The organism is Kineococcus gypseus (genome assembly GCF_050871305.1).
Lineage (GTDB): Bacteria > Actinomycetota > Actinomycetes > Actinomycetales > Kineococcaceae > Kineococcus > Kineococcus gypseus.
In genome coordinates, this window is record NZ_JBJLRD010000009.1 from 47,994 (window position 1) to 72,753 (window position 24,760).

Below are 24,760 nucleotides of genomic sequence, written 5' to 3' on the forward strand. Positions count from 1 at the left end.
ACTACCGCGGTGGCGGCTCGCGGGGAGGCGCCACCGGCGGCCGCGCGGCGACCGGGCGCACCGCCCGGTGCGTCGGGGGTGGTGGCGCGACGACGTAGCCCTCCTCCAGGCTGCCGTACACGTGCAGCGCCTCCCGGTGGTGGTGCCAGAGCCAGGCGAGGTGGGCGCACAGGACCGCGTCCACCTCGTCCTCGACGCGGTTCAGGTCACCGGGCGCGGGGGCGGCGATCGTCCGCCGGATCTCCTGCCACCTCGGGTGCTCGGCCAGCCGCAGGACCGCGATCGACTCCAGGTGCCCCGCCAGTTCGGCGAACGCGGGCGCTCGTCGTGCGGTGCCGCCCTTCTTGTAACCCAGCCGGTAGCCCAGCACGAAGAGCCCGACCATCGCCGGGTGCGGGTAGACCTCGATGCACACGGTCCCGGTCCCGCCGGTGGGTGCGGCGGGGTCCACGGCCCACCCGAACCGTTCCGCCAGCCGCTGCGCGCGCGGTCGGGCGCCCACCAGGGCGTGGTTGGACGGGTAGGCGGAGGCGCCGAAGCTGCCGAAGTGCTTGCCCATCAGCTTCTCCGGCTCCCGCGAGCCGGTCGCGTTGGGCACGACGAGCGGCGCGTCCACGGCCGCGACCACCACGCGCCCGGGCTGCTGCGCCACCCACGCGGCGATCTCGTCGTCCGTCCGGACGCGGGCGCAGGCGGTGAGCCGGCCGCTGCCGTCGACCGCCGCCAGGCCGGTGCGGCCCTTCGACGTCTCGACCCAGCCCAGGTCGATGCCGAGGAAGAGGTCGTCCTGACCCGGACCGGCGGTGGCGCGCACGGTTCCAGCGTGTCGGAGCGCGCGGGACGGTGCCCGTTCCAGCAGTGGGATCTGGACGGCGATCCGGTGGCGCGGCGATCGTGGGCGCAGCCGGGCGACGGCGCCGACGAGGCGGACGAGGTGCGAGGTGGACGGGGTGCGCGAGGTGGGCGGGTTGGGCGGCTCGGCGCCGGTGGCTCCCGAGCGGTTGCGGTGCAACCCCGGCCGTTCCAGGGCGGAGCGGTCGTGAGCGCCGGCACCGCGCCGGCCGTGCCGCAGCTGGCCCTGGCCAGCGCCCGGGGTCGCTGGCTGCTGGTCGTCGCCGTGCTCGGCAGCGCCCTGGCCCAGCTCGAGGCCACCGTGGTCAACGTCGCGCTGCCCAGCATCGGCGCCGACCTCGACGCCGGCGTCAGCGGTCTGCAGTGGGTCCTGAACGCCTACCTGCTGGCGCTGGCGTCGCTGGTGCTGCTGGGCGGGGCGGTGGGTGACCGCTTCGGCCGTCGGCGCACCTTCGTGGCCGGCGCCCTGCTGTTCTGCCTGGCCTCCACCGGGTGCGCGCTCGCGCCGACCCTGCCGCTGCTCGTCGTCGCCCGCGCCGTGCAGGGCGTGGGTGCGGCGCTGCTGGTGCCCGGCAGCCTGGCCGTGCTGGAGTCGATGCTGCGCCCCGCCGACCGCGCCCGCGCCATCGGGTCGTGGTCGGCGCTGGGCGGCATCGCCGGAGCCGTCGGCCCGCTGCTGGGCGGGCTGCTGGTGGAGTCCTCCTGGCGGGCCGTCTTCCTGCTGCCGGTGCCGCTGGGCCTGCTGGCCGCCGCTGCCGCCGTCCGGCACCTGCCCGAGCCGCGCCCCGCGCCCCGGCCGCCGACCGGGGCCGGCGACCCCCGCGCGCAGCGGGAGCGGGCGCCCCTCGACGCGGCGGGAGCGGTGCTGACGGTGCTGGCGCTCGGCGGGCTCACCTACGCCCTGGTGCGAGCGACCACGGGGCCGTGGGGACTGGTCGCGGCCGCGCTGGCCGTGGGTGTGTCGGCCGCGCTCGCCCTCGTGCTCGTCGAGCGGCGCCACCCCGAGCCGCTGGTGCCGCCGGCCGTCCTCGCCTCCTCGCGGTTCGTCGTCGCCAACGCGGTGACGTTCGCGGTCTACGCGGGGCTGGGCGGGGTCTTCTTCCTGCTCGTGGTGCAGCTGCAGAACGGGCTGGGCTACAGCCCGCTGCAGGCCGGTGCGGCGACGGTGCCCATGACGCTGGTGCTGCTGCTGCTGTCCAGCCGGGCGGGGCGGCTGGCGCAGCGCACCGGGCCCCGGCTGCCGCTGACCGCGGGTCCGGTCTTGATGGCCGCCGGGATGCTGCTGATGCGCCGCATCGAGCCCGGCGCCTCCTACCTCGGGGACGTGCTGCCGGCGGTGCTCGTCGTCGCCGTGGGGCTGAGCGCGACCGTGGCCCCGGTGACGGCGACGGCGCTGGCCGCCGCCCCGGCCGCGCACGCCGGTGCCGCCTCGGGGGTCAGCAACGCCGTCGCGCGCACCGCCCAGCTGGCCGCCGTCAGCGGCCTGCCGCTGCTGGTGGGCCTGAGCGGTGAGGACTACACCGATCCGCAGGCGCTGAGCCGGGGTTTCGCCGCGGCCGTGCTGGCGTGCGCGGTGCTGGCGCTCCTCGGCGCCGGGATCGCCTGGACCGGTCTGCGCTCCCCGGACCCGGCCGGTGGACCCTCGGAGCAGCGCCCCACCGGGCCGGCCGCTGCCCTGCACCCGATGTGCTGCCCGGTCGACGCCCCGCCGCCCCGCGTGCGCATCGACAGCCGGGACGGCCGGCCCCTCGCCGCCGGCGCGCGCACCGCGGAGCGGTCGGACCCGCGAACCCGTCGCGCGGGGAGGGTGAGCGGCGCGTCGGCGAGCGGGGACCCGCACCGGCCCCTGGGCGGCGCGCTGGAGGATGGGCGGCCGTGACGACGAGCGCGCTCGACCCGGGTACGGGTGCCGGCCCCCTGGCACGTCCTGCGCTGCGCCTGCAGGTCCTGGGGCCGGTGCGCGTGTGGCGCGACGGCACGGAGGTGGACACCGGTCCCCTGCAGCGCACCCGCCTCCTCGCGCTCCTGCTGGCGCTCTCCGGCCGCCCGGTGTCCACCGACGACCTGATCGAGATGCTCTGGGGCGATCGGCCGCCTCCGAGCGCTCTCAACGTGGTCCACAAGTACGTCGGCTCACTGCGACGCGTCATGGAGCCGGAGCTGCCGGCACGCGCGTCCGGCTCCCACCTGCTGCGCCACGGGGGCGGCTACCTGTGCCGCGCCGACGCGGACGTCCTGGACCTCGCGGTGTTCCGGAGCCTGGTCGGTGCAGCGCGCACCGCGGAGGCCGGCGGCCGGCCGGAGGACGCCGTGCGCCTGTACGTGCGGGCGTTGAGCCAGTGGCGCGACCGCTCGGGGCACGGCTTGACGCACGAGCCGGCTGCGGCGGCGGTCTTCGCCGGTCTCGACGAGGAGCTGCACGAGAACAGCATCAGGGCCGCTGACCTGGCCATCGGCTGTGACGCCGCGCTGCAGGTGCTGCCGGCCCTGCGCCTGGCCGCGCGCACCGCGCCGCTGCACGAGCGCGTCCACGCCAGCCTCATCCGCTCGCTGACCGCAGCCGGGCAGCGAGCTGAGGCACTGGCCGTGCACGCACGGGTGCGCGCTCGCCTCGCCGACGAGCTGGGAGTGGAGCCGGGGGACGCGCTGCGCGCCGCGCACCAGCAGGCCCTGGTGCAGCGCACCGGCCGCCGCCAGCTGGCCACCACCCGCACCGTGCCGGCCCCGCCTGCCGAGGCGAGGTCCGCGAGAGCGCCTCACCAGGAGCAGGTGGTCGGTCGCCGCGAGGAGCGCACGCACCTGCACCACGCAGCGCGAACGCTGCTCCACGGTGGCACGACGGTCACCGTCATCGACGGTGAGCCTGGTGCGGGCAAGACGCACCTGCTGCGGTGGACCGGCGCTGAGGTCACCACGCGTGGCGGTCTGGTCGCCTGGGGCCGCTGCCAGGAGGGCCGAGGCGTGCCGAGCTTGTGGCCGTGGACCTCGGTGCTGCAGGAGCTGACGGCTGCGGCTCCCGCGGACGCGCTCGCCTCGCCGGCCGCCCAGGGCCTCGCCCCCCTGCTGGTGGGTGCCGGCGCAGCGGTGGACGGCCCGGTCGCGCCCGACGCCAGCGCGCAGTTCCGCCTCTTCGAGCAGGTGCGCACGCTCCTGGCCGAGGTCGCCGCGGCCGGGCCCGTCCTGCTGGTCGTCGACGACCTGCAGTGGGCCGACACCGCCTCGCTGCGCCTGCTGGAGCACCTGGTGGCGCGCGCGCCGCGAGGCGTCGGCGTCCTCGCCGCCCTGCGCGACCGCGACCCGGTGCCGGGCAGCGAGCTGGCACGCACGCTGGCGGTGCTGGCCCGGGCGCCGGGCCACCGCCGGATGCACCTCGGGCCGCTGACGCCCGGGGAGGTCGCGCAGCTGGTGCGCGAGGAGACCGGCGTCGCGATCGGCTCGGGCGCGGCGCTGGACGTGCACGACCGCACCGGCGGCAACCCGTTCTTCGTGCGCGAACTCGCGCGGCTGGGGGTGGAGCCCACGACCGCACCCGGCGCAGCAGGGGTGCAGGACGCCGTCCCGGGGTCGGTGAGGGACGTCGTGGCGAGCCGGGTCGCCAAGCTGGAGGAGTCGGCGGCGCGCCTGCTGCGCACCGCCGCGCTCATCGGCCGCGACGGCGAGCTGCAGCTGCTCGCCGCGGTCTGCGGCCTCGGCCTGGACACCTGCCTGGCCACCCTCGAGCCGATCACCGCCCTGGGCCTGCTGGAGCTCGAGGGGTGCAGCGGATCCAGCGTGCGCTTCGCTCACGACCTGGTGCGCGAGAGCGTGCTGCACGCGGTGCCGGCTCACGAGACCGGGCCGCTGCACCTGCGGATCGCGGACGCGCTGGAGCAGCTCGGCGGTGACGATGCGGTCCTGGAGCGGGTGGCCCACCACCTGTGGTCCGCCGGCGCCTTCGCCGAGCCGCGGCGCGTGGCCACGGCGTTGCTGCGCGCCGGGCGCCTGGCGGTGCTCAGGACGGCGCTGGAAGCCGCCGAACGCTGGTTCCGCCTCGCCGTGCAGGCCGCGCGCGCGGCCGGGGCGGCACCCCTGGAGCTGTCGGCCCTCGGTGAGCTCGTCGCGGTGACGGGGATGCGCTCGATGTACGGCCTGGACTCCCTCGACCTGCTGCAGCGGGCTCAGCACCTGGCCCGCGAGCTGGGCCGGGAGGAGGAGGCGACGATGTTCACCTTCTCGCGCTGGACAGCTCACTCCCAGGCTCTGGACACCGGGCGCAGCACCCCGATCGCCCGGGCGCTGCACCAGCGCGCTCAGGCCTCGTCGTCGAGGCTGGTACGTGCCTACGGCCTGCAGGCGTGGGGCCTGCAGCAGTACAGCGACGGCGACGTCGGTGCAGCCCACACCGACCTGCTCGCCTCCAGCCACCTGCTGGCCGGAGCCACCTCGGGTGCCTCCGGGGACCCGGTCGCCCAGGACCTGCAGCTGCACGCGCTGGCCATGCTCGCCGAGGTCTCCGCCGTGCACGGCGACGAGGAGCGTGCCCGCACGCTGCTGGACGAGCTCGAGCTGCGCGCCGACGCGCAGCCCTTCGCCACCACCGTCTGGGCGATGCACACCGTGCGCACCGCGGCGATGGCGGGGCGGCCGCAGCGGGCCCTGCAGGGGGCGCTGCGCGGTGTGCAGGCCGACCCCGACGCCTCGTACGTCTTCCACGCCCCGCAGGTGCGGCTCGGGCTGTGCTGGGCGCGGGCGCTGACCGGCCAGGACCCCGCGCAGGCCCTGGCGCGGGCCGCGGAGCTCATCGACACGCACCTGACGCGACCGGTGCGTTCCTGCGCGGCGCTCTGGCTCGGGCTGCACGCCGAGATGGCCATCGCCGCCGGCGAGCTGGGGACGGCTGCCGCATCGCTGGGCCGAGCTCACGAGTGCCTGGAGCGCTACGGGCAGCGCTACCCCGAAGGCCTGCTGCTGATGATCGACGCCTCGTTGATGCGAGCCCGCGGTGAAGACGGCGACGCGGTGCAGCAGCAGGTCGCTGCAGCCCGTGAGCTGTCCCTGCGGCGCGGCGCCCCCCTGTTCGCGCGCCGTCGCGACCCCCTGCTGCCCTGAGGCTCCCGGGGAGCCGTTCACAACGCTCCACTCGCCTTCCACTGCCCCTGCCTACGGTCTGGCGCTGACCGGCGACGCACGCCGACCGACGGACCCCGGGAGCCAGACCGTGAGCACAGCGAGCAGCGCAGCGACGACGCCGGCAGCACCGACACCACCCGCCCTGGACCCGACGCGGCGCCTGCGGCGCCTGCACCTCGCACGTGCCGCCGCCGCCCTCGCGTGGGCCGCCGCGTTCGCGCTCACCTCATCCGGACCTGCCCCGAGCACGGTGACGATCGTGCTGCTGGTGACCTACCCGCTCATCGACGTCCTCGCGCTGATGCTCGACCGCTGGGACGCGACCGGGAGCGCGCGCTCCCGGATCGCCGTGCGCGCCAACGTCGCGATCAGCGCACTGGCCGCGGTGGTCCTGGCCACCGTGGGGAGCGACACCCAGCATGTCCTGCTGGTCTGGGGCATCTGGGCCATCGCTGCGGGCGCGGCCCAGCTCCTCGTCGCGCTCGTGCGCGGACGGGCACGGGGTCGCTGGCCCATGCTGCTCAGCGGGGGGTTGTCGGTGCTCGCCGGTGCGATGTTCGCTGTGACCGCCACGGGGAGCGGTGACGCCACGCTCTCGGTGCTCGCCGGCTACGCCGTCCTCGGCGCCGTCTTCTTCCTCACCTCCGCGCTGCGCCTGCACCGCTCCGCCCGCTCTCTCCGCCTCGCCGGCACCGCCGGCGCGGCCTGAACGCGGGGACGTGCGCGGGTCGTCGAGCCCGGCGGCACTCGAACGGGTGCGCTCCGCAGCGCAGCGGAGACCGCACGACACAGCCGACCCCTGTCAGCGACCACACGACACCAGGTGGAGGAACCATGAGAGTGCTCATCACGGGAGCAGCGACCGGCTTCGGGCGAGGCGCGGCCCTCGAACTGGCTCAGCGCGGTCACGACGTGCTCGCCGCCGTGCAGATCGCCCCGCAGGCCACCGAACTGCTCGCGGCTGCCGCCGGAAGAGGCGTGCACCTGCAGGTGCTCGTGCTCGACGTCACCGACGCCACGGACGTCGCCGTGGTCGCCCGCGAGGACCTCGACGTCCTCGTCAACAACGCAGGGGTCATGGAGACCGGTCCCGTGGCCGAGATCCCGCTGGCCCGGGTGCGCCGCAACTTCGAGGTCAACGTGTTCGGGACGCTGGCGATGTGCCAGGCGGTGGTCCCGCGCATGGTGGCACGTGGTTCGGGCAGGATCGTCAACGTCTCGTCGATGGGCGGGCTGGTCACTGTACCTCTCGCCGCCGCGTACACCGCGACCAAGCACGCGCTGGAGAGCTTGAGCGAAGGGCTCAAGGCGGAGCTGACCGGCACCGGCGTCCAGGTGTGCACGCTCAACCCGGGACTGTTCGGCACGGGGTTCAACGATCGGGGTGCCGAGACGATGCTGCGCTGGTTCGACCCGGCCGCCTCGTTCTCGCCGCCGCAGCTGCTCGCCGGCCTCAGCGAGGGCCTGCGCGAGCAGCTCGATCCCGCTGTCGCGGTCGAAGCGCTGGTGAACGTCGTGGAGGCGGAGTCGCCGATGTTCCGCACCGTGGTCCCGGAGGGGATCGTCCCGTGGATCCAGGCCGTGCAGCAGCGCGCGTGGCGGGCCCGCACGGACGAGGACCTCTTCGCCGACCCTGCGGCCAGTGCCGACCAGCCGGCCGTGCTCTGACCTCCGCTCCGCTCGCCGCACGGCACCACCGCTCGCTCCCGCCCCTCACGCGCGCCGGCTCGCGCACCGGAAGGAAGACTCATGACCACCAAGGTCGCACTCGTCACCGGAGCCTCCTCGGGCATCGGTGAGGCCACCGCCCGCCGCTTGCGCACAGCGGGCTTCACCGTCTACGGCGCAGCGCGCCGGGTGGACCGCATGTCCGACCTGGCGCAGGCAGGAGTGCACCCCCTGGCGCTGGACGTCACGGACGACACCTCCACCAAGAGCGCCGTGCAGCAGGTCCTCACCGATCACGGCCGCATCGACGTCCTCGTCAACGGTGCGGGCTACGGCTCGTACGGCGCGCTCGAGGACGTGCCCCTCGACGAAGCACGCGCGCAGATGGACGTCAACGTCTTCGGGCTCGCCCAGATGACGCAGCTGGTGCTGCCGACCATGCGCGCTCGACGCAGCGGCAGGATCGTCAACATCGCCTCCATGGGAGGGCAGTTCGCCACCCCGATGGGCGCCTGGTACCACGCCAGCAAGTACGCCGTCGAAGGGCTCAGCGACGCCCTGCGGCTGGAGCTGCGACGCTTCGGCATCGACGTCATCGTCATCGAGCCCGGATCCGTCCGCACGGAGTGGGGAGCGATCGCGGCCGACAAGCTGCGAGCCACCTCCGGCTCGGGCCCCTACCGCGAGCAGGCCACCGCGATGGCGGCCTCCCTCGCCAGCAGCTCACGACCTGACGCTCGGTCGACCTCGCCGACCAGCGTCATCGCCGAAGCCGTCACCACCGCCGCCACCAGCCGTCGCCCCCGCACCCGCTACCGCGTCGGCTTCGGAGCGAAGCCGCTGGTCCTCCTGCGCAGGACGCTGCCCGACCGTGCTTTCGACAGCTTCATCAAGCGGGCCTCTGGTGTGCCGGCGTGAGCCGGTGCCGAGAGCGCGGTGCGCGGTGCGCCGCGGGGACGGCCGCGAGCGCCACTCCCGGCACGGGTCGGCACCTCCTTCGGCCGTGGAGGCGCGCACGAGCGGGGCACCTCCCCCCGAGCGGGGTCCTGCCGCGGTCGAGCCTCGAACCTTGCGACACGTGCTGTTCATCGACTCGCGCAGGCAGCAGCGCGAGTCCGACGCTGCGTGCACGGACTCCGAACACGTCAGCGGCAGCCCGACCCGCACCCCCGCCGCAGCCTTCGACCGCGTCGCGCCGGGTGCGCGACCACGAGGTCGTCGTCGTGCTGGCGATCCGCTCGTCCTCGCCCCAGCCGTACAGCTCGGCGGTGTCGTAGTGAGTCGCCTCGGCCTCACGGGCAGCGGCGATGGCCCGGGACGGGTCGGGCTGGTCGCTGGACCCGTACGCCGTGGAGGTGCCCATCGCCCCGTGGCCGATCTCGGAGCTGACCAGTCCCTGACCACCCGGTGCGCGCTTCTTCACGCGTCGTTCGGCTCCTCGTCGTCGTGGAAGGTGACGTGCACCAGTGGGCTGCCGGTGACCCACTGCTCCACCGGCTCGACGGGCTGCGCCAGGTAGCCCCGGTGCAGCGGCTGGTTGAGGTCCGCGACGATCTCGCTGAAGATGCGTCGACGTTCCTCTGGGTCCAGGACGGGCTCGGCCCGGGCCGGCAGGTCCGCTCGCACCTCGTTCTTGAGGTGGAAGGTGAAGTCGGGGTGGGCCAGCAGGTTCGCGTACCAGCTGCGCCGGGCGGGCTGGGTGGTCAGGTAGACCTGTCCGCCGGCCCTGTAGAACCAGATCTCGATGCGTCGCGCGAGCCCTGTGCGTGCGCCCGTCGTGGTGATGTCGATGGTGCGGGCTCGGGCCGACGACGCCGGGGTGATTTCCAGCGCGCGGCGTGTGCGCTCGTCCACGGGTCCTCCTGTGAGTGCGGCTGGTGGTGGAGCGGCGCGGCGCCGATCACGCAGCGTCAGCCGGGACGGCGGGTCCCAGGAGCAGCCCGCCGTCGGCGACGAACTCCGAGCCGGTGATGAACGACGCCGCCTCCGAGGTCAGGAAGAGCAGGAGCTCGGTGATGTCGCGCGGCTGCGCGAGCCGCTTGATGGCGAAGGGGTCGGGTGAGAAGTAGTCGCTGACGGGTGCCAGGCCGGGGCGCAGCGGCTCGGTGATGAAGGGGGTCTCGACGACGCCCGGGTGGATCGAGTTGACCCTCACGCCCAGACGGCCGAGCTCGAGCGCAGCGGTCCGCGTCAGGCCACGAACACCCCACTTGCTGGCCACGTAGGGAGCCAGGTGGGCGATGCCGGTGTTCGCCGCCATGGAAGCGATGTTCACGATCGAACCGCCGCCGGCCCTCTTCATCGATGGGACGGCGGCGCGGATGCCCAGGTAGGTCCCGGTGAGGTTGACGGCGATGATGTGCTGCCAGTCGTCGAGGGCGCCGTCCTCGATGAGGACGGGCGGGCTGCCGATGCCGGCGTTGTTGACGAGGACCGAGATGGGGCCGAAGAGGGACTCCGCAGCTTCGACTGCCGCTGCCCAGTCACCCTCGTCCGTCACGTCGAGGTGGACGTAGTGCGCGCGGTCGTGGCCCGCGACCAGCGACGCGCCGAGCTGGTCGCGGATGTCGCCGATCACGACGTCAGCGCCTTCGTCGAGGTACGCCTGCAGGTGCGAGGACCCCTGGCCCCCGGCGCCACCGGTGATGAGCACTGTCCTGCCCGCGAACCGCTCCACGATGCCCCTCCTCCAGAGTGGTGAGTCGGGTGACTCACCTCTCTGGTGACCATAGGCGTGCTCCGGAGGTGAGTCAACCGACTCGCCTCTCGCGCGAGCGTGGTCGGGAGGGGGCGTGGTGGTCACCGTGCCCGTGTCAAAGCGGTCGGACGGCGGAGGCCGCCGAGCGGGCCCTGTGGCAGGTCGCACGACGCACTGGGCAGTCGGAACAGCAGTGGTCCGACTGTCGTGACCGTTCCGGCTCGCTCGGCAGCCAGAACCCCCTGGGGCAGCGCAGCAGCGGTCGGGATCCGCCCCTCACGGAAGCCTCCACGGGCTCAGGGACGAGCGTCCCTCGAGGCTCCGTACCGCGCGTGCATCGTCAGCGCCGCTTCCTCGACGGTGCGAACCGTCGACTCAGGCGTACGGGCCCAGTCGAGCAGGAGCATCTCGGGCCACAGGACGTGGTTGGAGACCATGCCCAAGAACTCGGTGGCCGCGATGTCCACGTCGGCGACCTCAGCGGTGCCCGCCGACCGCTCGGCGAGCAGGTACCTCACGACCGAGTCGTAGAAGGGTTGCTCGCCCAGGTCGAAGTGGGTCTGGCCGAACCCGGGGAAGCGCGGCAGCTCCGCCATGACGGTGCGGAACAGGTCCGCCATCCCCGGACGGGTGAGCAGAGCCACGTACCGGTGCCCGATCGTCGCCGGTCCACGTCGGAGGTCGCCCGTGTCGGGCTGGCTCGCCGCGCCGTCTTCAGCGGCCCAGTAGTCCCGGACGATGGCGTCGAAGAGCGCGGCCTTCGTGGGGAACTGCTTGAAGAGGGTGGCCTTCGACACGTTGGCCTCAGCGGCCACCGCCGCCAAGGACGTACCCGCGTGACCGGACCCGACGAACAGGCGAGTGGCGGCAGCCAAGATCGACGCCCGCTTCTCTGCAGCCACCTGGCGGTGGTACGCCGACGCCGCAGCAACCACCGTCCCCTTCTCCACGGCTCGACGGTACCGCTGGCCGCACGCTGACGACCGTCGACCGGACGCCGTGGTGCTCGTCGCGACGGCCGATGTCTGATCGTGCCGTCAGTCGCACAGGGGGATCGCTGTGCGGGCTGCCTTCCGCAGGGAATCGCTGTGCGGTCCGAGGAGCAGCCGCTGCGGCGCGGCGGTGCCGCTGAGGTGATCGGTGACGAGAGCACGGCTCATGGCCGCCGGGGGATCCATCGCCGCGATGCTGCTCCTCGTCGTCGACGCCGCCTGCATCGTAGGCATCTTGGTGATCGTCGTCCGCAAGCTGCAGGATGGGCAGCGGTGGGTGTCGTTGCACTGCGGGGCGTGTCTGTCATCGCCGCCGCGGTCCTCGCCTGGCAGATCGGTCACCTCATGACGGCCCATGACGAGGCCTACGGCTGAGTGCGGAGCGACCGGTTCGGCCGAGGACCGCTCACCGCAGGCAGCGCTGCTCGTCGCCTTCGCGCGCAACTGCTCGGACGGCAGCGTCATGAGGAGCTCCTTGCGCCGATCCGGCTCGCGCCGGATCGCCCGGGCGACCTGACCGGCGTGCCGGGCGTCGTGCCCGGGTCGGTACCGCGCCCGTGCGCTGGCAGGGCTTTCCCCGCAACCGCACAGGCACAGCGGTGCAGCGTTCTCCTGGAGCGGCACGGCAGACCCCTCGTCGACGCCGGTGGAAGTGGACCCGCCTTGCCGTCGAGCCTGCTCGTCGATGCTGCGGAGCCGGCATCCACGCAGGTCGAGCGGGTGGGCCCCCAGGGGCTCGAACCCTGAACCCGCGGATTAAAAGTCCGCTGCTCTGCCAGTTGAGCTAGAGGCCCGGGCGCGAGCGCCCGGGCAGCATCCTCTCAGACGCCGGCGCGCGGGGGCCGGTGGACCGCCCGATCCACCAGCCCCCGCGCGACCTGCCCCGCGCCCACCGGCGCCGCGGGTCACCCGACCGCGAGCGCCACCCCGTGCCGCTGGGAGACGGACAGGATCGCCGCCATCGACTGCTCGACGGGGCGGTCGGCGGGGACGGAGCGGGCGAAGTCGGCGAAGAAGCGCCCGGCGGCGTCGCCGGAGGTGATCGCCAGGAACCGGGCCTGCTCGCCGTGGACCTCGAAGGTGGCCGGCGTGCCGGCGGGGACGACGACGAGCCCGCCGGGCTCGAGGTCGTAGCCGGTTCCGTCGACGAGGGCGGTGATCCGGCCTTCCAGCAGGTAGAGCACCCCGCTCCACGGCGAGACGTGCGGGGGCGCGGCCGGCATGCCGGGTGCGACGACCTCGAAGACCTCGAAGGTCCCGCCGGGGTCGTGCACGGCGGCCTTGACGACGTGGTCGCCGTCGATCATGTGGTGGTGCCGGCCCTCCCCGGGCCGGACGTGGGTGGCGCTCACGGCTCCTCCTGTCCTCGGGTGCTGTCCTGGGGTGCCGACAGCCTGCGGCGGGGGAGCGGCGCGGGGACGAGTGGTGGGCTACCCGAGTTCCAGGCCGAGGACGTCGGCGAGCGCGGTCCGCTCGGGGACGCCGAGCTTGTGGCCGGCGCGGTACAGGTGGCCCTCGACGGTGCGCACGGAGACCGTCAGCCGTTCGGCGATGGCGCGGTTCGACAGGCCCCGCGCGGCGAGGACGACGACCTCGCGCTCGCGGGCGCTCAGCGGCAGCGGGCGCAGCGCGCTGGCCAGGGCGGGGGTGCGGGCGCCGGAGCGGGCGGCCAGCGCCTCCGCGAGCGCGGCGGCGGTCAGCGCCGAGCCCTGCCGCCCGCCGCGGCGGTGCGCGTCGGCGGCCTGCGCGGCGGCGTCGCCGGCGGCGACGAGGTCGCCGAGGCGCTCCCAGTCCAGCGCGGCCCGGTGCAGCGCCTCGCCGTCCTGCGCGGCGAGGGCGTGGGCGTGGGTGGCGGCGAGGGAGGCCCGGGGGCTGAGGGGGGCCAGGGCGCTCAGGCGCGCCAGCGCCGCGCCCGCGTCGCCGAACTGGACGGCGCTCTGGCGGGCGAGCACCTCGTAGGCGTCGGCGCCGTCCGCGCGGGCCAGCTCGGCCGCGGCGCCGGCGTACGCGACCGCCTCGGTGGTGGCGCCCTCGGCGGCGGCACCCCAGGCGCGCGCGAGCAGGTCGTCGGGTGCGTAGACGCGGTAGGCGGGGTGCTGTTCGGCGGTGAGGCCGGCCAGCAGGCCGGTCAGCAGGGGAGCGGCCGGTCCCGCCTCGCCGGCCTGCCCCAGCGCCGTGGCCAGCAGGGTGCGGCAGCGGAAGCGGAACTCGTGCCCGGAGTCCGCCAGCCCCGCCCACGCCTCGCGCAGCAGCTCCAGCGCGTCGCGCAGCCGGCCGGCGGCCAGGGCGGCGTGCCCGGCGACGACCAGCCCCATCCACCGCGCCGGGCCCGGCAGGTCCGCGGAGGCGGCGCGCACGGCGCGCACCCGCTCGGCGGCGCGCTGCGGCGAGCCCGCCAGCCGGTGCCCGAGCACCTGGGAGTCCACCAGCCCGAACACGGGCACGACGGCGGGCACGTGCCCGGCGTCGAGCCCGCCGACGGCGGCGGCCTGCTCCAGCAGCTGCGCCCGCCCGGTGACGGCGCTCGCCGCGGAGACCGCCGAGGCGGCCAGGACGCGCGCCAGGTCGTCGGGCAGCGCCTCGCGCAGCAGGCGCGGGCCGCGCTCGAGCACGTCGCCCAGCTCGCCGAGGGAGGCGGCCACGGCCAGGGACATCCCCGCGACGTGCAGGGGCAGGGCACCGGTGGCGCCGGCCGCGTCCAGCGCCCGGCGGGCGTCCCCGGGGCGGGCCATCGTCCACAGCAGGTTCCCGGTGCGGTGCAGCTGCGCCATCGCGCGCACCGCGGCGTGCGGAGCGCGCGCGGCCAGGTCCACGAGGATCGCCTCGGCCTCCTCGCCGCGGCTGAGCCACGACAGCGCCGCGGCGTGCACGAGCAGGGCGGCGGGCTCGCCGGTGCGCGCGGCCGCGCGCGCCAGCCGCTCGGCCAGCGGCAGGTCGTGCAGCCGGGTGGCCGCCTCGGCCGCGCGCAGGAACAGCGCCGGGTCCGCGGGCAGGTCGGAGTCGAGCACCAGCACCGCGCGCGGGATCGGGTCCGCCGCCGGGTCGAGCGTGAGGGCCACCCGCCCGCGCAGGCGGCGCGCGCGCAGCGCACCGGCCGCGGCGCGGCGCACCTCCCCGTACAGCGGGTGCGCCAGCCGCGCCAGAGCGCCGTCGGTGCGCACCAGGCCGCGGCCCTCGGCCTCCTCCACGTCGGCGGGCGAGGTCAGCGCGCACAGCGCGTGCAGCGCCACCGGCTCGGCCAGCGCCACCACGTCCACGACGTCGCGCACCCCCGGCGTCAGGGCGCCGATCTCGCGCTCGAGCAGGTCGGCCAGCTGCGGGGTCAGGTGCGGCCGGTCGGCCCAGCGCCAGGTGCCGGACGCGGCGGTGAAGCGGTGCGCGGCCACCTCCCCGGCCAGCAGGTGCCGCAGGAACAGCGGGCTGCCGCGCGTCAGGGCCCACAGCCGGTGCGCCGAGGCCACCTCGACCGGGCCGCCGAGCACCCGCGCGAGCAGCTGCGTGGTCGCCGCGACGTCCAGCGGGTCCAGGTCCAGGCGCGGCAGGTGCTCGTCCTTCCACAGCGACGTCACCACGTCCGGGGCCGCCTCCCCCGAGCGCAGGGTCACCAGCGCCGGCGCCAGGCGCCGCAGCACCACCCGGTGCAGCACGAGCGCGGAGTGCTGATCGAGCAGGTGCGCGTCGTCGACGACGAGCACCAGCGGCCGCTGCCGCGCCAGCCGCTCCAGCGCCCGGCCGACGGTGTCGGCGGCACCGGCCTCCGGACCGGTGTCGGGGACGTCGTCGGGGACGTCGAGCAGGCCGGCGAAGGCGCCCAGGGGCAGCGGGCGGGCCGCGGCGCTGCCGTGCGCCCACAGCACCCGCGCCCCGCGCCGGGCGGGCAGGGCCAGCGCCTCGCGGGCCAGGCGGGTCTTGCCCACCCCGGCCGGGCCCGCCACCACGACGCCGGCCGCGCCCGGCCGCACGGCCGCCGCGACCGCGCGCAGCTCGTCGTCCCGGCCGGCCAGCGGCCACGACCGCTCCACCGGACCAGGCTAGCCAGGCGCGTTCGAGTACCGCACCACTCGCGGCACCGCCGCCGGCGCGCGCCACCGTCGGTGCATGAGCACGCGAACCGTCCTCGTCACCGGCGCCGGCCGAGGCATCGGCCGCGCCACCGCCGTCCACCTCGCCCGCCGCGGCTGGCACGTGTTCGGCGGCGTCCGCACCGACGTCGCCGCGAAGGAGCTCGCCGAGGAGCCCGTCCGGGGAGCCGGCCTGCTCACCCCGGTCGAGCTCGACGTCACCGTCCCCGGGCACGTCGCCGCGCTCGAGGACGTGCTGCCCGAGCGGCTCGACGCGCTCGTGCACAACGCCGGGTACGCCGCTGCCGGGCCGGTGGAGACGCTCTCGCGCGCCGACGTGCAGCGCCAGTTCGACGTCAACGTCGTCGGCCCGCTCGCGCTGACGCGGGCGCTGCTGCCGCGGCTGCGGGAGGCCCGGGGCCGCGTGGTGTTCATCTCCTCCGTCAACGGTCGCGTCTCCTTCCCCTTCACCGGCGTCTACAACGCCTCGAAGTCCGCCCTGGAGGCCGTCGCCGACTGCCTGCGCGTGGAGCTGCGCCCCTTCGGCGTCCAGGTGGCCCTGGTCGAGCCGGGCGTGACCGCCACCGACCCGTGGCGCCGCATGGACGCGGTCCTCGACGAGCTCGAGGCCGGCCTCTCGCCGGAGCACCGCGCGCTGTACGCGCCGCACTTCGCCGGCGAGCGCCGCCTGCTCGCCCGGCTGCGGGGCGGCGCCCAGCCGCCCGAGCGCGTCGCCGCCGCCGTCGAGCGGGAACTGACCCGCCCGCGGGTGCGCCCGCGCACCCCCGTGGGCAGGGACGCCCGCGCGCTGCCGGTGCTCAAGGCGCTGCTGCCGGCGCGCGCCCTCGACGCGCTGTGGGCCCGCGGTCTCGGTGTGTGAGCCCCGGCCGGGTGTCGCCGGGGTGGCCGCGCGGTGGCTCCGAGGTGCCGGGGGGCGCCGGGGGCGGTAGGCATCGCGGGTGAGCACACGCACGGGGACCACCCCGGAGGTCCAGGTCACCGGCCTCAGACGCGCGATCAGCGGCAAGCTGCTGTTCCTCTTCATCCTCGGCGACGTCCTCGGCGCCGGGATCTACGCCCTGGTCGGTGAGCTGGCCGGTGAGGTCGGCGGCGCGATCTGGGTGCCGCTGGCGGTGGCGCTGCTGCTGGCGCTGCTGACGGCCGCCTCCTACGCCGAGCTGGTCACGAAGTACCCCCGGGCCGGCGGTGCGGCGGTCTTCGCGCAGCGCGCCTTCCGCCGCCCGCTGGTCTCGTTCCTCGTGGGCTTCTCGATGCTCGCGGCGGGCGTGACGAGCGTGGCGGGGCTCTCGCTGGCCTTCGCCGGCGACTACCTCGGGGCCCTGGTGGACCTGCCGGCGCTGCCGGTGGCGCTCGTGTTCCTCGTGGCGGTGGCGCTGCTGAACGCGCGCGGCATCAAGGACTCGTTGCGCGCCAACGTCGTCATGACCGTCGTCGAGGTCGGCGGGCTGCTGCTCGTCGTGGCGCTGGCCGTGGTGGTGCTCGGCCGCGGCGACGGCGACGCCGCTCGAGTGGTCGAGTTCGCGCCCGGGCAATCGGCCGCGGCGGGCGTCCTGGCCGCGGCCGTCGTCGCCTTCTACTCCTTCGTCGGCTTCGAGACCTCCGCCAACGTCGCGGAGGAGGCCATCGACCCGGCCCGCACCTACCCGCGCGCGCTCTTCGGCGGCCTGGCCGTCGCCGGCGTCGTGTACGTGCTCGTGGGCCTGGCCGTCTCGGCGGCCGTGGCGCCGGCGACCATCGCCGACTCCACCGGCCCGCTGCTGGAGGTCGTGCGCGTCGCCGACGTCGGCCTGCCGGACTGGCTGTACTCGCTCATCGCGCTCGTCGCGGTCGCCAACGGCGCCCTGCTCACCGCCATCATGTGCAGCCGCCTGACCTACGGCATGGCCGAGGAGGGGCTGCTGCCGAAGGTGCTCTCCCGCGTCCTGCCCGGCCGGCGCACCCCGTGGGTGGCGATCGTGGTGACCACCCTCATCTCCATGGTGCTGTGCCTGACCGGCGACCTGGGCGACCTGGCCGCCACCGTCGTGCTGCTGCTGCTCGTCGTCTTCATCAGCACCAACGTCGCCGTGCTGGTCCTGCGCCGCGACCGCGTGGAGCACCGGCACTTCAAGGCCCCGGCCGTGGTACCGGTGCTCGGCGTCGTCTCCTGCGTCGTGCTGCTCACCCAGCAGGAGGCCGACGTGTGGCTACGCGCCGCGGTGCTGCTGGCGATCGGCGCCGTGCTGTACGCGGTGACCCGCCGCGCCGTGCCCGCCGACCAGCGCGCCCGCGCCGGGCGCTGACCCGCAGGACCCCTCCGGACCCCCGCGCGGCGGCCGGGCGCCTCAGCGCCCGGCCGCCGCTGCGCCCGCGCCGTCCGTGGTGCGCGCGGCGTCGAGGTCGAACCACACCACCTTGCCCAGCCCCGCCGCCCGCGCCCCCCAGCGCGTGGCGGCCGCCTGCAGCAGCCCCACCCCGCGCCCGCTGAGCGCCTCGTCGTCGGGCGCCTGCAGCACCGGCAGCCGGTCGTTGTCGTCGCTGACCTCCACGTGCACGTCGCCGGCGGAGGCCCGCACCCGCAGCCGCGCCTCGCTGCGCCCGTGCAGGATCGCGTTGGAGACCAGCTCGCTCGTCAGCAGCACCGCGGTGTCGGCCACGTCCTCCGGCAGCCCCGCGCGGTGGCAGCACCCGCGCGTCAGGCGCCGCGCCTCGTGCGCGCAGCGCGGGTCCGCCGGCAGCGTCACGTCCAGCACCGCCCCCGCCCCGTCCGCCGCGCCGTCCCCAGCGCCGCCCCCAGCGCCGCCCCGGCGACCGCCCGCGCCCGCCCCGGCGTCGGCCGCGGGGGTGGCGGCGACGGGCGCGACGGGCGCGACGTGGGCGACCAGCACCGCCGCGTCGTCGTCCGGGCCGCCGTGGGCGCGGTCCAGCACCGCGTCGGCCCACGAACCGGCGTCGCGCCCGTCCGGGCCCGTCAGCGAGCGGGCCAGCTCCGCGATGCCCTCGTCGAGGTCCGCGCCGCGCCGCTCGACGACCCCGTCGGTGTAGAGCACCACCAGGTCGCCGGGGAAGAGGTCCACCGCGTGCTCGTGGCGCGCGCACCCGGTGTCCAGGCCCAGCAGCAGGTCGTCGCTGGAGGCCAGGCGCTGCACCGAGCCGTCGGCGCGGCGCAGCACCGGCGGCACGTGCCCGGCGTTGGCCCAGCGCAGCGTGCGCCCGGCCACCCCCGCCGTCGGCGGGGCCACCTCGGCCAGCACCGCCGTGGCCAGCGCGCTCAGGTCCAGCCCGGCCATCACCCGGTCCAGGCGCGCCAGCAGCTCCACCGGGCGGTCGTCGCCGTCGTAGGCGATGCCGCGCAGCAGGTTGCGCACCTGGCTCATCGCCCCGGCCGCCTCCTGGTCGTGCCCGGAGACGTCGCCGACCACGAGCACCGTGCCGCCGGAGCGGGTGGTGAACGCGTCGAACCAGTCCCCGCCGACCTCCGCGTCGCGGGCGGCGGGGCGGTAGCGCACCGCCACGTCCAGCCCCTCGCGCACCGGCGGGCGGGTCAGCAGGCTGCGCTGCAGCGCCTGCGCCATGCCCTGCACCGCCAGCGCCGCGGTGTGCCGCTCGCGCTCGGCCAGCACCCGCGCCAGGGCCTGCGCGCACTGCGCCGCGTGCGCGCCCAGCAGTTCCAGCTCACCGGGCGCGGGGGAGCGCTCCTCGTCCCAGGCCAGCGCCAGCGCCCCGACCGGCTCGCCGCCGTCGGCCAGCGGCAGCAGCACCCACGCGCGCCGCCCGGTGCGCGCCAGCGCCCCGCGCACCGCCGGCTCCAGCGCCGCGAGCGCCGCCGGGTCCGCCAGCACGAGCACCTCGCCGGTGCGCGCGACCCGGCACACCGGCAGCGGGCTGTCGTGCGCCACCACCGCCAGCCCGGTGCGGAAGACCTCCCCGGAGCGGGCCCCGCCGGCCAGGCGCCAGCCGCCGCCCTCGGCCGAGGCCAGACCCACGTCGTCGGCGCCCAGCGCCGCCGGGCCCTCCTCGCACACGGCCAGCTCCACGTCCTCCAGGGACGCCGCCCGCGTCAGCCGCAGCGAGAGCGCGCCCGGCGCGGGGCCGGGCCGGGGCGTGTCCGGGAGTGCGCTCACCGGGGCCTCCGCCGGCTGCCGGGGACGAGGAGCGCGGTGCGCTCGCTGGCAGGGTGCACCACCGGGGCGCCCAGCGCGAGCGCGACGTGCCGCTGCGAGCACGATCGGCACGAGCGGTCAGGAGCACCCCGCCGCGGGGGGTGTCGCGACGACGGCCCCGCCCCCCGGGCGAGGGGACGGGGCCGTGGGGTCGGAGGGCGCCGGGAACGGCGGGACGGCTCGGCGCCCGGGGCTCAGAACGCCGCGGGGTCGGTGCCGGCGCGCACGCCGGTGCCGGTGCGCTGGGCCTGCGCGGCGCGGTCCGCCTCGGCCTGCTGCTGGGCGCGCTGCTGCTCCATCGCCTGGGCGTACTGCTGCTTGACGGTGTCCATGTCGAGCGCGCGCACCTGCTCGATGAGCTGCTCCAGCGCCTGCTCGGGCAGGGCGCCGGCCTGGCCGAAGACGGGGATGCCGTCGCGGTAGGCCACCAGCGTGGGGATCGAGGTGATGCCGTAGCGCATCGCCAGCTGCTGCTGGTCCTCGGTGTCCACCTTGGTGAACGCGATGTCGCTGTGCTTCTCCGAAGCGCGCTCGAACACCGGCCCGAACTGCTTGCACGGGCCGCACCACTCGGCCCAGAAGTCGATCAGGACGATGCCGTCCTTGACGGTGTCGTCGTGCGTCTCCAGGGTCAGGGTCTGAGTGCTCATGCCGGGTGCAACCACGCGCGCCCCCTCCACCTTCCCGCTCCCCCGCCTCCCCGCGCGGGTGCGCCGATCAGCCGCGCGACCTCCACCGCCTGGGACGCGCCGGAGGGGACCACCTGCCACGGGTGGTCGCGGGCGCTGAGGTCGCCGCAGGAGCAGCGCACCGTGCGCTCGAGGTCGTCCAGGCCCTGCGCAGCCGTGGCGGCCTCTTCGGCGGTGCGCCGGACCGACACGTCCCCCCGCCCCGGAGGCCCGTCGCCGGGACCGGCCCCGAGTCCGTGCACCACCGCACCGGCAGGACCCTGCCGTGACACGGAGTTCACACGAGGGCCCTTCCTCTCGACGCTGCGTAGCGGAATCCTGTCCGGCAGGACGTCGTTCGAGCAACGGAGGCGGTTCTCGTGCCCAGCACCCTGTCCCGGCGGCTGACCGCCGAGGCCCTCGGAACGTTCTGGCTGGTGCTCACCGGCTGCGGCAGCGCCGTGCTGGCCGCCTCGTTCCCCGACGTGGGCATCGGCCTGCTCGGCGTCTCCCTGGCGTTCGGGCTCTCGGTGCTGACGATGGCCTACGCGTTCGGCCACCTGTCCGGCGGGCACTTCAACCCCGCCGTCACCCTCGGGCTGTTCCTGGCCCGGCGCACCCCCGCGCGCGACGTGCTGCCGTACGTGGTGGTGCAGGTCCTCGCCGCGATCGCCGCCGCCGCGGTCCTGTACGCCATCGCCTCCGGCGCGGACGGTTTCACCACCGGCGACGGTTTCGCCGCCAACGGCTGGGGCGAGGGGTCACCCGGCGGGTACTCCCTGGGCGCGGCGCTGGTCGCCGAGGTCGTCTTCACCGCGTTCTTCCTGCTCGTCATCCTCGGGGCCACCGACCGCCGCGCCCCGCAGGGGTTCGGGCCGCTGGCCATCGGCCTGGCCCTGACGCTGATCCACCTGGTGAGCATCCCGGTGACGAACACCTCGGTGAACCCCGCGCGCTCCACCGGCCCGGCCCTGTTCGCCGGAGGCCTCGCGCTGGAGCAGCTGTGGCTGTTCTGGCTCGCGCCGCTGGCCGGCGCCGCGCTGGCCGGGCTGGCCTACCGGTTCCTCACCGGCGACGAGGGCACCGTCGCCGCCGCCCGCGAGGGGCAGGCCGTCGACCTCGCCGCCACCGACGCCCACGACAGCACCGTCGACCTCACCTCCACCGCCGACGAGCGCGCCGAGCCCGAACCCTTCCGCTGACGGCCCGCGCGGCGCCCACCGCGGTGCCGCGACCGCCGCCTGCGGCACAGTGGGCCCGTGACGCGCCCCCGCAGCAGCTCGGCAGCCCGCGCCGCCCGCGCCGTGCGGGCCGTCGCGGTGCTGGTGGTGCTGGCCGTCGTGCTCGTCGGCGCGGACCTGGCCGCCCGCGCCTGGGCCACCGGCCGCGCCGAGCGCGAGGTGCAGCAGCGCCTGGGGCTGCCGCAGCGCCCGGAGGTCACCGTCGCGGGCGGCTCGTTCCTGCTGCAGGTGCTGCGCGGGCGCTACGAGGACGTCTCCCTCGCCGCGGCGCGGGTGCCCGGCGAGGACCTCGTGCTCGACGAGCTGAGGGTGGACCTGCCCGCCGTGCGCGCCCCGCTGCGCTCCCTGGTGGGCCGCACCGGCACCGCCGACGTGGCCGCGGGGACCTTCCGCGCCGACGTGGACTTCGGCGAGCTGGCCGGGCGGGTCGACACCGGCTCCCTGGACGTGGTGCTCTCGCGCGACGGCGACGACGTGCGGGCCACCACGACGGTGGGCGTGCTCGGCTTCGGCGTCGACCTCGCCCTGGTGGTGGAGCCGCGCTTGGAGGACGGGGTGGTGCGCCTGGTGCCGGTCTCGGCGCGCGCGGCCGGCCAGGAGGTGGCCCTGGGGCGCGCGCGGCAGCTGCTGCGCTCGGCCGGGGTGGACCTGGCCGACGGCTGGACCGTGGCGCTGGAGGAGGTGCCCGAGCAGGCGCGCGTGGAGTCCCTGGAGGTCACCGGCACCGGCGTGCGGGCGCGCGGGACGGTCCTGGCCTCCTCCGTGCCGCTGGGCTGACCCCCCGCCCGGTCGGGCCCGGACGCACCGCGCCCCCGGACCGGTGCGGTCCGGGGGCGCGGGGGGAGCTGCTGCGTCAGAGGCCGATCTTGCCGGCCAGGCCGCCGAGGCCGCCGCCGCCCTGGTCGCCGCCACCGCCGCCGGTGAACTTGGCGATGAGCTCGGACGGCTCCACGCCGAACTTGCCGAGCAGGTCGGCGTGCTGATCGGTGTCGACCTGGCCGGGCAGCTCGGAGTCGGCCTGCTGCGCCTTGCCGTCGTCGTTGAACTTCTCCCGGATGAGCTGGAGGATCAGCTCCTTGGGGATCTGCACGGTCTCCTCCTCCTGCGGGATCTACTGCTGACGCCCCCACCCTGCCCCGGCCGCCACCGGCGCGCACCCGGAGCGCGCGCCGTTCCCGGTGCGCTGCGCCCGCGACCTCGCCCCCGCCCGGGCGCCGGCGTCGCGGGTCCCCCGGCGCGCGACCCCCTGGCGCCGCCGGGGCCGCCGGGGTCACCCTGCCCCCGTGGCACCGCGGTTCACCTCACGCCTGGACGACGTCGACTGGGACGCGCTGGACCTGGCCCTGCGCGCCGACCGGTTCTCCAACGGCCGCACCCCCGCGCAGCTGCAGCGCTCGTGCGAGAACTCGCACGCGGTCGTCCTCGCGCTCGACGACGCACCGCCGGGCGGGGCCGGCCGCGCGGCGGTGGTGTCCATGGGGCGCCTGCTCAGCGACGGCGTGTGCAACGCCTACCTCGTCGACGTGTGGACCTCCTCGGCGCACCGCCACCGCGGCCTGGCCACCGCCGTGGTGCGCCGGCTGCTCCAGACCGTGCCCGGCCAGCACGTCGGGTTGTGGACCGAGCACGCGCGCGGGTTCTACGAGCGGCTCGGGTTCACCCCGGAGGCCGGCGGGATGAGCACCGTCGTGGGCGACTGGCTCGGGCGGATCCCGCCGCGGCCCGCCGGCGGCTGAGGCGCGGCTCGACCCCGCTCAGCGCCGGTCAGCGCCGGGGCGGCGCCCGCCGCGCCCGCCGGTGGGCAGCAGCCCCACGGCCACCGCGACGGCGAGGCCCACGGCCAGCGCCACCGGCGCGCTGCCCAGCGCGCTCCCGAGGGTCAGGGCCAGGGCGGTCGCCAGGGCGAGGCCGACGCCCCAGCGGGCGCCGGCGGTCGAGCGCGGTCCAGTGCTGTTCGCCATGCCCCCAGGGTGCCCCGCTGGCGCGCCCGGCGCCTCGCCCGGCCGGGTCCGGTCCGCGCCGGCGAACCCCTCCGATCGGCGGACCCCTCCGTGGTCCACCCGACCCACCCCCGCCCGCCACCGCCCGCCCCGCCCGCTGGCGCCCGCCCGGCGGCGCTGCCAGGCTCGCCCGGCGGCAGCGGCAGCGGCAGCGGCGGCGGTGCGAGCGGGGGAGGGGCCGTGGTGCGGGGCGAGCGGGACGAGCCGGGCGGACCCGACGCGCACGACGAGGTCACCCGGCGGGTGCTGGGCGCGGTGCTGGCCCTGCAGCGGCGGTCCTGGGAGCAGGGCGTCGTCTCGCACGCCCTCATCGACCTCGGCGAGCACGCCCTGGCCCGCGCCGCCGCGCGCGGGGCGGTGCTGCTGCAGGCGAGCGACGGGCGCCTGGCCGACGTGGACGAACCCGGCCTGGTCAACAGCGGCGCCGCCCTGGAGGCCGTCGCGCTCGCCGCGCGCTCCGGCGGCGACCCCGTGCTGGCCGCCGCCCACGAGCGCCAGCTGCGCTGGCTGCTGCACGAGTGCCCGCGCGCCGACGACGGCACCCTGTTCCACCTCGCCGGCGGCCGGCAGGTGTGGGCGGACACCGTCTACATGGTCGTGCCCGCCCTGGCCGGTGCCGGGCACCTGCCCGAGGCGCTGGCCCAGCTCGAGGGGCACCGCCGGCGCCTGCAGGACGAGCGCGGGCTCTACGCGGCGCGCTGGGACGAGGACGCCGGCGCGCTGGCCGACGCGCGCGCCTGGGGCACCGGCAACGGCTGGGTCGTCGCCGCGATCGCCCGCACCCTGCACCTGCTGGGCGAGGACGCCGGGCGGCACCGCGAGCCGCTGGCCGCGCACGCGCGCGAGGTCCTCGACGCGTGCCTGCGCCACCGCCGCCCCGACGGCACCTTCGGCGACGTGCTCGACGACCCCGCCTCGTTCCCCGAGGTGAACGTGGCGCAGATGCTGGCGTACGCGCTGCTGACGGGGGCGGCCGACGGCTGGCTGGGCGCGGACGCGGCCGCGACCGGGCGCGAGCTGCTGGCCGCGGCGCGCGAGCACGTGGACGACGACGGGCTGGTCACCGGGGTGTGCGGGGCGCCGGCCTTCGAGGGCCCCGGCGTCTCCGCCGAGGCGCAGGCCTTCCACCTGCTCGCCGTGGCGGCCGAGCGGCGCGCGGCGGGGCTCCCCCAGGGTCCCGGGGCGTGAGCTGCCTGCCGGCCCCCGACCGCTACGACTCCGTGCCCCACCGCCGCTGCGGGCGCAGCGGCCCGCTGCTGCCGGCGGTCCCGCCGGGTCTCTGGCACGACGTCGGCGACGACGAGCCGG

At 76.4% G+C, this 24,760-nt stretch carries 22 protein-coding genes and 1 tRNA gene; 11 read left to right on the forward strand and 12 right to left on the reverse strand.

The genetic code is table 11. The features are described 5' to 3' along the window. Window position 1 precedes the first annotated feature (1 nt). The gene (locus ACRYMN_RS05070; protein ID WP_432492631.1) at window positions 2–814 is read right to left on the reverse strand and encodes a DUF429 domain-containing protein; all 813 of its coding nucleotides are present in this window, start codon (window positions 812–814) and stop codon (window positions 2–4) included. A 225-nt stretch (window positions 815–1,039) separates the two neighbouring features. On the opposite strand from ACRYMN_RS05070, the gene ACRYMN_RS05075 reads away from it, so the two are divergent. From ACRYMN_RS05075 to ACRYMN_RS05095, 5 genes are all read left to right on the forward strand, one after another. Continuing rightward, window positions 1,040–2,731: an MFS transporter gene (locus ACRYMN_RS05075; protein WP_432492633.1), complete on the forward strand. Its 1,692-nt coding sequence runs from the start codon at window positions 1,040–1,042 to the stop codon at window positions 2,729–2,731. Continuing rightward, window positions 2,728–5,940 (forward strand): ATP-binding protein, encoded by a 3,213-nt coding sequence (locus tag ACRYMN_RS05080; protein WP_432492635.1) that lies wholly within the window; start codon window positions 2,728–2,730, stop codon window positions 5,938–5,940. Before ACRYMN_RS05075 ends, ACRYMN_RS05080 begins: the two co-directional genes overlap by 4 nt. 280 nt (window positions 5,941–6,220) lie before the next feature. Beyond that, entirely contained in the window at window positions 6,221–6,670 is a 450-nt protein-coding gene (locus ACRYMN_RS05085) for a DUF308 domain-containing protein (RefSeq protein WP_432492637.1), read from the forward strand. Between the two features lie 125 nt (window positions 6,671–6,795). Next, window positions 6,796–7,629: an SDR family oxidoreductase gene (locus ACRYMN_RS05090; RefSeq protein ID WP_432492639.1), complete on the forward strand. Its 834-nt coding sequence runs from the start codon at window positions 6,796–6,798 to the stop codon at window positions 7,627–7,629. An 81-nt stretch (window positions 7,630–7,710) separates the two neighbouring features. Next, a complete protein-coding gene (locus ACRYMN_RS05095) occupies window positions 7,711–8,547 on the forward strand; it encodes an oxidoreductase (RefSeq protein ID WP_432492641.1) in 837 nt (278 codons plus the stop codon). 501 nt (window positions 8,548–9,048) lie between these two features. Here ACRYMN_RS05095 and ACRYMN_RS05100 read toward each other — a convergent pair. The 7 genes from ACRYMN_RS05100 to ACRYMN_RS05130 all read right to left on the reverse strand — a co-directional run bounded on the left by ACRYMN_RS05100 (window position 9,049) and on the right by ACRYMN_RS05130 (window position 15,341). Then, entirely contained in the window at window positions 9,049–9,483 is a 435-nt protein-coding gene (locus tag ACRYMN_RS05100) for a nitroreductase/quinone reductase family protein (RefSeq protein ID WP_432492643.1), read from the reverse strand. 46 nt (window positions 9,484–9,529) lie between these two features. Beyond that, a complete protein-coding gene (locus tag ACRYMN_RS05105) occupies window positions 9,530–10,306 on the reverse strand; it encodes an SDR family oxidoreductase (protein ID WP_432492645.1) in 777 nt (258 codons plus the stop codon). Between the two features lie 317 nt (window positions 10,307–10,623). After that, window positions 10,624–11,262, reverse strand: coding sequence for a TetR/AcrR family transcriptional regulator (locus ACRYMN_RS05110; protein WP_432492737.1), 639 nt, complete (start codon window positions 11,260–11,262; stop codon window positions 10,624–10,626). A gap of 102 nt (window positions 11,263–11,364) precedes the next feature. Next, window positions 11,365–11,943 (reverse strand): hypothetical protein, encoded by a 579-nt coding sequence (locus ACRYMN_RS05115; RefSeq protein WP_432492647.1) that lies wholly within the window; start codon window positions 11,941–11,943, stop codon window positions 11,365–11,367. 97 nt (window positions 11,944–12,040) lie between these two features. Beyond that, window positions 12,041–12,113 (reverse strand) — tRNA-Lys (locus ACRYMN_RS05120). A gap of 111 nt (window positions 12,114–12,224) precedes the next feature. After that, the gene (locus ACRYMN_RS05125) at window positions 12,225–12,671 is read right to left on the reverse strand and encodes a cupin domain-containing protein (protein WP_432492649.1); all 447 of its coding nucleotides are present in this window, start codon (window positions 12,669–12,671) and stop codon (window positions 12,225–12,227) included. Window positions 12,672–12,749: 78 nt separating this feature from the next. Next, window positions 12,750–15,341 carry an AAA family ATPase gene (locus tag ACRYMN_RS05130; RefSeq protein WP_432492651.1) on the reverse strand — a complete coding sequence of 864 codons (2,592 nt, stop codon included), beginning with the start codon at window positions 15,339–15,341 and terminating at the stop codon, window positions 12,750–12,752. Between the two features lie 76 nt (window positions 15,342–15,417). Between ACRYMN_RS05130 and ACRYMN_RS05135 the strand changes: the two genes are divergently transcribed. Then, window positions 15,418–16,260, forward strand: a complete 843-nt coding sequence (locus tag ACRYMN_RS05135) for an SDR family oxidoreductase (protein WP_432492653.1) — start codon at window positions 15,418–15,420, stop codon at window positions 16,258–16,260. Window positions 16,261–16,339: 79 nt separating this feature from the next. Beyond that, entirely contained in the window at window positions 16,340–17,683 is a 1,344-nt protein-coding gene (locus ACRYMN_RS05140) for an APC family permease (RefSeq protein ID WP_432492655.1), read from the forward strand. A gap of 42 nt (window positions 17,684–17,725) precedes the next feature. On the opposite strand, the gene ACRYMN_RS05145 is transcribed toward ACRYMN_RS05140, so the two are convergent. Together ACRYMN_RS05145 and trxA are read right to left on the reverse strand one after the other, a co-directional pair. Next, on the reverse strand, window positions 17,726–19,504 hold the full coding sequence (locus ACRYMN_RS05145; protein WP_432492657.1) for an ATP-binding SpoIIE family protein phosphatase: 1,779 nt from the start codon (window positions 19,502–19,504) through the stop codon (window positions 17,726–17,728). 233 nt (window positions 19,505–19,737) lie between these two features. After that, complete coding sequence (trxA, locus tag ACRYMN_RS05150; protein ID WP_432492659.1) at window positions 19,738–20,193, reverse strand: thioredoxin; 456 nt, start codon at window positions 20,191–20,193, stop codon at window positions 19,738–19,740. Between the two features lie 410 nt (window positions 20,194–20,603). On the opposite strand from trxA, the gene aqpZ reads away from it, so the two are divergent. Then, window positions 20,604–21,413 carry an aquaporin Z gene (gene aqpZ, locus ACRYMN_RS05155; RefSeq protein WP_432492739.1) on the forward strand — a complete coding sequence of 270 codons (810 nt, stop codon included), beginning with the start codon at window positions 20,604–20,606 and terminating at the stop codon, window positions 21,411–21,413. 57 nt (window positions 21,414–21,470) lie between these two features. Next, complete coding sequence (locus ACRYMN_RS05160) at window positions 21,471–22,229, forward strand: LmeA family phospholipid-binding protein (protein WP_432492661.1); 759 nt, start codon at window positions 21,471–21,473, stop codon at window positions 22,227–22,229. 76 nt (window positions 22,230–22,305) lie between these two features. Here ACRYMN_RS05160 and ACRYMN_RS05165 read toward each other — a convergent pair whose 3' ends face one another. Continuing rightward, on the reverse strand, window positions 22,306–22,542 hold the full coding sequence (locus ACRYMN_RS05165; protein ID WP_432492663.1) for a hypothetical protein: 237 nt from the start codon (window positions 22,540–22,542) through the stop codon (window positions 22,306–22,308). Window positions 22,543–22,735: 193 nt separating this feature from the next. Here ACRYMN_RS05165 and ACRYMN_RS05170 point away from each other — a divergent pair, with 193 nt between their 5' ends. Beyond that, entirely contained in the window at window positions 22,736–23,188 is a 453-nt protein-coding gene (locus ACRYMN_RS05170; protein ID WP_432492665.1) for a GNAT family N-acetyltransferase, read from the forward strand. An 18-nt stretch (window positions 23,189–23,206) separates the two neighbouring features. Here the strand turns inward: ACRYMN_RS05170 and ACRYMN_RS05175 are convergent, their stop codons facing one another. Then, entirely contained in the window at window positions 23,207–23,413 is a 207-nt protein-coding gene (locus ACRYMN_RS05175) for a hypothetical protein (RefSeq protein WP_432492667.1), read from the reverse strand. 222 nt (window positions 23,414–23,635) lie between these two features. Between ACRYMN_RS05175 and ACRYMN_RS05180 the strand changes: the two genes are divergently transcribed. Continuing rightward, entirely contained in the window at window positions 23,636–24,640 is a 1,005-nt protein-coding gene (locus ACRYMN_RS05180) for a glycoside hydrolase family 88 protein (RefSeq protein ID WP_432492669.1), read from the forward strand. The last annotated feature ends 120 nt before the right edge of the window (window positions 24,641–24,760 follow it).